At 61.6% G+C, this 8715-nt stretch carries 7 protein-coding genes; all 7 read right to left on the bottom strand.

Annotation, left to right across the window (positions count from 1 at the left end; translation table 11 throughout):
- Positions 1-193: transposase (locus CFR80_RS15820; protein WP_146221631.1), on the bottom strand; the 193-nt coding region annotated here is incomplete at its 3' end.
- A gap of 200 nt (positions 194-393) precedes the next feature.
- Positions 394-1731 carry a sensor histidine kinase gene (locus CFR80_RS15815; RefSeq protein ID WP_010515561.1) on the bottom strand — a complete coding sequence of 446 codons (1338 nt, stop codon included), beginning with the start codon at positions 1729-1731 and terminating at the stop codon, positions 394-396.
- Positions 1728-2399 carry a response regulator transcription factor gene (locus CFR80_RS15810; RefSeq protein WP_010515560.1) on the bottom strand — a complete coding sequence of 224 codons (672 nt, stop codon included), beginning with the start codon at positions 2397-2399 and terminating at the stop codon, positions 1728-1730. Before CFR80_RS15810 ends, CFR80_RS15815 begins: the two co-directional genes overlap by 4 nt.
- Positions 2399-5473, bottom strand: a complete 3075-nt coding sequence (locus tag CFR80_RS15805) for an efflux RND transporter permease subunit (protein WP_010515559.1) — start codon at positions 5471-5473, stop codon at positions 2399-2401. The genes CFR80_RS15810 and CFR80_RS15805 overlap by 1 nt, the downstream gene beginning before the upstream one ends.
- On the bottom strand, positions 5473-6624 hold the full coding sequence (locus CFR80_RS15800) for an efflux RND transporter periplasmic adaptor subunit (RefSeq protein ID WP_110507685.1): 1152 nt from the start codon (positions 6622-6624) through the stop codon (positions 5473-5475). Before CFR80_RS15800 ends, CFR80_RS15805 begins: the two co-directional genes overlap by 1 nt.
- Positions 6621-7874 carry a TolC family protein gene (locus CFR80_RS15795; RefSeq protein WP_110507684.1) on the bottom strand — a complete coding sequence of 418 codons (1254 nt, stop codon included), beginning with the start codon at positions 7872-7874 and terminating at the stop codon, positions 6621-6623. The genes CFR80_RS15800 and CFR80_RS15795 overlap by 4 nt, the downstream gene beginning before the upstream one ends.
- Positions 7875-7885: 11 nt before the next feature.
- On the bottom strand, positions 7886-8134 hold the full coding sequence (locus CFR80_RS15790; RefSeq protein WP_110507683.1) for a hypothetical protein: 249 nt from the start codon (positions 8132-8134) through the stop codon (positions 7886-7888).
- Between the last annotated feature and the right edge of the window lie 581 nt (positions 8135-8715).

Here is an 8715-nt window from a genome sequence, read left to right as displayed (position 1 = left end):
CGCACCCGGCCGAGGCTATGTAGAGCATCGCATTGACCACCTCGCGCATATCCGTCGTGCGAGGGCGACCGCCCCGTTTCGCAGGGGGCACAAATGGCATGATCAAAGCCCATTCCCCGTCCATCATATCCGATGGATATCGCAGTCCTTCCCGGCTATGTTCACGTCGGGCAATACCAGTCCATGTCACCATTCACTCCATCTCTTCGTAAAGACGGATGAATCACAACAGGCTGGTATTGTTCAAAAACTTTCGGATCAGGCTCTGAGCATCAGGAAACAACAATATACGATTCAAGGGAACCGGCTTTTCAAAATATTCCGAATAGAGGCATCGCGCGGGTGGATACAAGACGTGCTTCCGATATATCCATTTCTTATCGCTACAAGTCATTATGTCACTTCCGGGATTGGAAAGGTGATACAGACACCAAATCCCCTGTCAGACCCTGCTAGCGGGGAACGTAGGCGCAGGATTACATCCATCTGGGTTGCGATATTATTGGCGATGGCCAAGCCAAGGCCGCTACCATGCGTCCCGCTGCCGCCGCGCACGAATGGGTTGGTCAGGCGCGCCAACATGTCCGGCGGCATTGCAGGGCAATCATTCGTGATATCAATGCCGCCATCCTGCAGGACGGCCACCTGCACGGGCATATCGCCCCCCCCATGCATCAGGGCGTTTTCAAGCAGGTTGCGCAGCATGATTCCGGTGGCGTCCATGTCACCATGTACGAATATATGATCGCCCCCGTCCGACACCATGACAATACGCTGTCCCTCACGCGGATTGTGCCCAAGGTCATCGACAAGGACATGCAGGACAGTCAGTAGGTCAAAACGGTCGCGCCGAAAGGCAACACCGGACGAGGCGCGGGAAAACTGCAGGAGTTTTTCCACCGTTCGCCCCAGTCGGCGGGTCCGGTCGGCAATGATGTCCACCCGCCTGCCCGCATCCGACCCATCGGGCACCATGCGACCCAGCATCTGTACCTGCGCCAGCAGGGCACCCAGCGGATTGCGCAGTTCATGTGCGGCGCTAGCGGCAAAAGCCCGTTCGGTAGAGAGTGCCGCCTCCAGTCGCGTCAGCAACGTATTGACCGCACGCTGGATGGAGATCAGTTCATCAGGAAGGTCAAGCAGTGGAATGGGCTGAAGGTTGCCACTGCCACGTGCGCGCATCTCGTCATGCAGGCGGTCCAGCGGGCGCAGGGCGCGCCGCACGACCAGTCGCACCAGCCACCAGATCACCGGCAGGAAAAGCAGCATGGGCACAACAGAAATCAGCATCGCGCGACGGACGGCCTCGCGCCTGTGAAAAATCGGTTCGCCCACAAGAACACGGTATTTCTGCGCCATGAGATCCGCAATATAAACGCGAAAATGCGGCACATTGGCGAACCCGGTCCGCCAGTTGCGCACAAATGCGTCCGGCGGGGCATTCTGGGAACGCAACACGACATGCCCTGCGACATCCACGACCTGATAGGCCAATGTGCGCGGCCCAACCTCTGGCAGCCAGGCGATGGACGGTGCGGCACCTGACTCATGCAACCGTGTCGCGACTGCCGTCTGCAGGCGCTCGGACACTTCCTGTAGCGAATTGTCCAACCGTTCCGTCACCTCGTAGCGGGTAAATCCACCCACCGCGATACTGAGGATAAGTAGCCCCAGTATGACGACCATGAGTACACTGCTGGTAATCCGTGTGGCCAGACTCCAGCTTTTCATGAGCCGCTCCTTGCATCGAGGCAGTAGCCACGGCCGCGCATAGTCCGGATGACCGTATTGCCTACCTTGCGCCTCAGGCGGCTGATGAAGACCTCGACGGTATTGCTGTCCACATCCCGGTCCAGCGCATAAAGGACCGTGTCGATTTGCTGACGGGAATAGATCCGCCCCGGACTGCGCGACAGCAGTTCCATGATGGTCCATTCCCGCGCGGTCAGGTCCAGCCGCTCGCCATCACGCGATACGGAACGGTTTTCCCGGTCTATCGTAATGTCCCCCACGCGGCAGCACGCCTGTCTGCGCGGTGATGCATACCGACGGGCCACTGCAACAATGCGGGCCACGAGTTCATTCAGGTCATAGGGTTTGACGATATAGTCATCCGCCCCCTCAGACAGCCCCTCGATGCGATCGCTGATCTGGTCCTCTGCCGTGGTGATAAGGATGGCAATATTCGCTGACGTCCGCCGGATGTCACGCAGCAGGTCGCGCCCGTTCCCATCTGGCAGGCCAAGGTCGAGAAGCATGAAATCGTAATCCACCGTCGCCATGGCGGCACGCGCGTCCTCCAGTGTCGTGAACCAGTCCACCGCATGCCCATCCTGGCGCACGCGCTCCTGCACCGCCACGCCCAGATCGTATTCATCTTCAACAATAAGGATACGCATCAGTCTTTATCCCTTTCCCGCATGACCCGGGCATACAGTGATGGCAATACCAGCAGCGTCAGGAGCGTGGACGTAACCAACCCCCCGATTACCACGCTAGCGAGGGGGCGCTCGACCTCGGCGCCCGCGCTGTCTGAAAACGCCATCGGGAAAAAGCCAAGGCTGGCGACAAGTGCTGTGGCCATGACTGGGCGGAAGCGGGATTCAGCCGCCGCAAAGGCCGCCTGCGCCACCGCCATGCCGCGTGCCCGCAGAGCCGCGATCTCGCTGAGCAGTACTACGCCGTTGAGGATCGCCACGCCAAACAGCGCGATGAAGCCGATCCCCGCCGAAATGCTGAACGGCAGGCCGCGCAGTGTCAGCGCCACGATGCCGCCGGTCGCCGCCACCGGCAGGTTGATGAAGACCAGAAGGGCTGGCCGCATAGCCCCGAACGCCACCACCAGCAGCGCGAAGATCAGGCCAAGGGCGATGGGCAGCACGATTTCCAGCCGCTGCATGGCCGATTGCAGGTTACGGAACTGCCCGTCCCACTGCATGGTATAGCCTGCAGGCAGTTTCACGTCGCGCGCCACGCGGGCCTGAGCTTCGGCCACGTAGGAGGCCAGATCCCGCCCGCGCACGTTGGCCTGCACCACCATGCGACGGCGCACCCGGTCGCGGCTTATGCGCGGTGGGCCATCGACTTCATGCACATGCGCCACCTGTGACAGCAGGACATTCCCCCGCCCGTCCATCCGCCGGACCTGCAGCGCGCCAATCGCGGCAGTCGAACCGGCAATGCGCGGGTCAAGGCGCACCTGCGTGCCGATGATCGCGTTATCCACAATGACTGGCCGGGCACCGATATGCCCGCCAATCGCCTCCACCGTATCCAGAATGTCCTGCACCGCCACGTTGCGGCTTGCCGCCTGCGAGCGGTCGATGTCGGCCACGATCAGCGGTACGGTGCCATCGCCCGCTGCCGCCACGTCCGCCGCCCCCTTCACGCCTGACATGGTGGCCACGACCCTATCGCCCAGTTCGGCCAGTGTGGCCAGGTCATCGCCAAAGATCGAGACGGCAATCTGCGTGCGCACGCCAGAGAGCAGGTCATCCATGCGCATCTGCACCGGCTGGCTCCATGAATACAGCGCGTCGGGCAGTTCGCGCCGCAGCGTGTCGTCCATCGCGGCGACAAGCCCGGCTTGCGTGCGGGCGGTTTTCCATGTGGAGGGCGGGTTGAGGAAAATGAAGCTGTCGGTCTCGTTCATGCCCATCGGGTCGGTGGGAATGGCCGATGTGCCGGTATTGCTGACCACGGAACAGACTTCGGGGAAGCGGCGCAGGATCTGCTCCTGCTTCGTGACCGAGGCCAGAACGGTGTCAAGCGAGGCCGAGGGCAGCCGCGTGGTCGTGACCGCCAGCGCGCCCTCGTCAAGCTGGGGAATGAACTCGCCGCCCAGTCGCGTAGCCAGCCCCGCAGAGAGCAGCAGCACCGCAATCGTGCCCCCAAACAAAATGCGCGGATGCGCCTCCCCCCATGTCACCATATAGGTATAGGGGCGGCGCATGAAGGCGATCAGCCGGGTATCGCCCGCAGGTCGGACATGCCTGAGCGCAAGGCTGGCCAGAACGGGTATGCAGATGAAGCAGTACGCAAGCGATGCCAGCAGCGCCATGATGACCGTCTGCGCCATCGGGCGGAACATGTGCCCCTCGATCCCCTGCAGGGTCAGGATGGGCAGGTAGACCATGACGATGACCAGTATGGCGAACCCTACCGGGCGCATCACCTGCTGCACTGATGAGATGACCAGCGGAACGAATTCCGCCTCCGGTTCCTCCTCTCGCCGTGACAGAACATGTTCGATCACCACCAGTGAGCCATCGACGATCATGCCGAAATCGATCGCGCCAAGGCTGAGCAGGTTGGCCGAAATTCCGAACTGCCGCATGCCCGCCATGGCGCAGACCAGGGCCACCGGAATGACTGACGCAATGACAAGGGCTGCCTGCCAGCTACCGATCACCACCACCAGCACGCCCACCACCAGCACCGCGCCCATGACCAGATTGTCGCGCACGGTGGCGATGGTCTGCCCGGTCAGGGTGGCGCGGCTGTAATAGGGCTCCAGCGTAACACCTGCGGGTAGCGCCTGCCTTATGCCCGGCAGGGCGCGGTCTATGGCGGCAAGGGTGGCGTTGGAACTGGCCCCGCTTTCCATCATCACCACGCCGATCACGATCTCGCCCTGCCCGTCACGGGTTACCGCGCCAAGGCGGGTGCGCGCGCCGGTGGTGATGCGGCCAAGGTCGCGCAGGCGCACGGCGGACCCATCAGGGTTGGTGCGCACCGCGATATTGCCAAAATCCGCAAGGCTACCCACCAGCCCGCGCCCGACCACGCTCTGCTGTTCGGCATGGTGGGTGATCCACCCGCCGCCAGATGCCGCATTGCTGGCATCGACCGCGCGATAGACCTCGCCTGCCGACAGGTTGCTGCCAATCAGCCGCGCGGGGTCCAGTGTCACCTCATAGGTTTCCTCCGCCCCGCCATTGACGTTCACGTCCACCACGCCGGGCACGAGGCGCATCTGCGGCACCACGGTCCAGTTCATGATGCGGTTGAGGTCCATGAGCGAGCGCCCGGCGCCACGGATCTGGAACTGCATGATCTCGCCCATGCCGGTGGCCAGCGGTCCCATGCTGACGGTGATGCCGGGCACGGATATGCTGGCGCGTGCCTGCTGGATACGTTCATTGACGCGGGTACGGTCGAGGTTGATGTCGGTCTCATCGGAAAACTGCACATACACCACCGACACGCCGCCGCGTGAGACGGAGCGTAGGTCGGTCATGCCGGGAATGCCGGTCATGCTGGCTTCAAGCGGGAAGGTGATGAGCTTTTCCACCTCTTCCGTCGCAAGGCCGGGGGCCACGACCGAGACGAGCACCTGCCGGGGCGAAATATCCGGCACGGCTTCCACCGGCAGGCCCAGAACCGCCATCAGTCCCGCCGCCAGCAGCAGGCCAAGCCCGCCCAGCACCAGCATGCGCGCGCGCAGCAGGGCCTCGAGATACCTGCGCGCCATCAGTCCGCGTCCAAGCCGGCAAGGCCGATGACCGAACGCAGGGCAAAACTACCGTGCCCTACGATCGGTTCGCCGCCTTTCAGGCCGGAGCGCAGCACTGCCCGCGTTCCGTCATCGAGCGCCACATCAACCACGACGGGCCGATAATCGGTTTCGCTCATCCGCACGAACACGACGCTACACCCGTTAATAGGCTGAAGGGCTTCGGACGGCACGACAATGCCCGCAACACTGTTGCGCTGGGCCAGCGTGGCATCCAGCACCATGCCGGGCACCAATACGCCGGTTGGGTTGGCCACGCTGCTGATGACCCGGACCAGCCCGGTCAGCGGGCTGGCCATGCCATCCACCGTATCGATACGCGAAATGAGCGGGCCACCGGGTACCTGCGTTACTTGCTGGCCGCCTGATTCGATCCGCGCCGCCTGATCGGGCGGGATGTCCGAGACAAGCCATATACGTGACAGGTCAGCCACCGTGGCTACATCCATGCTCGGGTCCACGTCGCCCGCGACCGACGTGCTGATCACCTGCACCATGCCATCGAGCGGGGAAATCAGGGTGGAGGTTTCATCCTCTACGCCCTGGCTGTCCTGTTCCGACGATGAATTGAATTCCTCAGAAAAGCGGTGGCCCAGCGTGTCCACATCCGCCTGCCGTGCGCGCATGGTGGCGTCTGCCTGCGCCAGCACATCCAGCCTGCGGTGCAGTTCGGCCATGGAGAGGCTCTCGCCCGCCAGGGCCTTTGCCCGCTGCACCGCACCCGCCGCATCGGCCCGGGCCGCGACGGCGGCCGTAAGCGCCGCGCGCATTTGGACCGCCTGCAGGCGTGCGACATGCAGGGAATGATCCTGATAGCGCAGCAGCGCCTGCCCCCGCCGTACGGGCGTGCCCGGCTGGACCAGCACTGCCAGCACCTTGCCGCTGCCCGCAGGGTGGATATGCACGACCCGCGTCGTATCGGGCATGACCCGGCTCATGACCGGCAACACGGGCGCAAGCGTACCAGCGGTGGCCGTAGTAATGCTCACGCCTTCATTGGCGACTGCCGCCGCATCCAGCTTCACGGTCGGGGATAGCGCGCCCTCTTCGGCCCAAGCCGGAAGACTACCTGCCCCCAGAAGCAGCAGGGCAAGGGCAATGCGCATCATGGCACGATGCCTGTTGCGATCAGCGTGCGGATGCTGGCCACATGCCATTCCATCTCGGCCCGGGCGCTGGTCAGCCGGGTATTGGCCGCCGCCTGCCGGGCGGCAAGTGCCGTATCCAGGCTGGCCTCGCCCACACGCCATGCGCGTTCCTGTGCCGTGGCACGCTGTTCCATGCTTTCGGCGGCAAGCTGCGTCGCTCGCCGCGCCGTGGTGGCCGCAATCAGGCGTTCCCGCACCCGCATCATTTCCAGATGCACCATGCGCCGGGCCTGTGTTTCCTGGCTGGTGGCCGTGGCCAGCCGGTTGCGCGCTTCGGACATGATGGGGGTATTGCGGACTTCGCTGGGCAGGGGAATACTGAAATTCAGTCCCACGCGGTCATCCCACGGGCTGCCGTACTGCTTTTCATGGATAGCATCCACACCGATTTCCGGGTTGGGCATGAAGGAATGGCGCGCCAGCTTCATATTGGCCTCGGCGGCTTCAACATTGCGGTGCGCCACCTTGATGCGGGGGTCATTGTCTTCCATGTCACGCGGGCTGACAAAACGCGCCTGTGTCACGTCGCTGCCGCCATAACGGGTCAGGTCGGGCACAACCGGGCGCCCCAGCAGCACTTCCAACGCCGCAGCAGCGTTCTCGGCTTCTTCCTGTGCCAGAGCCAGTTCATTGCGGGCATTTTCCATCGCGGCCTGCGCCAACTGCCCATCTGCCGAGGCCAGTTCGCCGCCATGCACCGCATGCGTGGCGCTGATGGCCATGCGCGCCGCCGCATCGTATGAGGCATGGGCCACGTCCACCCGGGTACGCGCGATCAGGGCCGCAGCAGCGGCATCAAGCACCCGGATGGACAAAGCCATGTGTTCGACATTGAGCTGCTCGTCAATGGACGCGGCTTCCGCGCTTGCTACCTGTTTCGTGGCACTTCCCTGCCCCGGCAGCCACAGCGGCACCGACACCCCGCCCTGATACGTTGTGTAGCCCTCATTACTGCCTATCATATGGTCATCCATATATTCCCCCGACAGGGTCGGGCCACCCGCAAACCATGAGCCCGCGGCACTGGCGCGGGCACGAGCAGAATGGTGGCCGACCTGCAGTTCGGTACGGACGGGATCAATAGCCCACGCCATCACGACTGCTTCGTGGAAGGATGGGCCGGGCTGCGACACCTGCGCCCGCGCGGGCAGGCCCCACGTCATGGCGCAGGCCATGGTAATGGACAGGAAAGGGCGCATGGAGTGGTTCATACCTTATACCGTCATGCAATGACGGAGCCACCATGGCCGATCCGTTCGACAGACTTGCTCCACAGCCTCCCCAATCCGATGAACCTCGTAGCAAAAACACGTGGATGCGGCACCGGATCGGTAACCAGACTGAACGCATGCAGTTCAGCCACATCAGACAGGCACGCCGCGCCCCGCAGCATTGCATTGCGCAATACGGAATGAAGATGTTCCCCATAAAGGCCACCCATATTCACGAGAATGCCGTACCCAACGATCATGCATATGCTTGCCAGTCTGTTTTCCGCCCATACAGGCTGGGCAAGCAAAAAAACAATACAAGCAAAACAGAGGTTGGTCAGAAATATCCCTCGCATAGCCTGTATGTCTACTCCCTAGCATATATAAACCCATGTCATCACGGTGACGACTGCATGCTGATAACAGAGAAACCTGACGCGAACCTGAATATTCAGTAGACAAGGACAGATTTTTTGAAAACATCTCCTTATGAAAATGATTACCATTATAAATAAGATATTTTCAGCATTAATCCTCGTATAATTTTCATTTCCAAGCGTTATATAGATGGAATTTTAGGAAACATTAGAAATTACGTTGGTATATCCTTGTTTGTTTTATGACTCCACAAGAACATTATGAGGAGAAAACGTGTATAGTCCCCATATGGGTCACTTTAGAAATTTGTCGTACAGCATAACCTATATACAAATTCTCCTATCGTCAGATAGTTTTATGACTTATACCAAAGGACGTAGCCACTGACTCGTGTATGGAGTGACGAACGGCGCCGGCCCTGATTCTCTTGATGCAGGAGGATCTGGCTGATGACGAGGGCGGT

It is taken from the genome of Komagataeibacter oboediens (assembly GCF_003207815.1).
GTDB classification, from domain to species: domain Bacteria; phylum Pseudomonadota; class Alphaproteobacteria; order Acetobacterales; family Acetobacteraceae; genus Komagataeibacter; species Komagataeibacter oboediens.
This window is presented reverse-complemented; position numbering and strand designations above follow the sequence as displayed.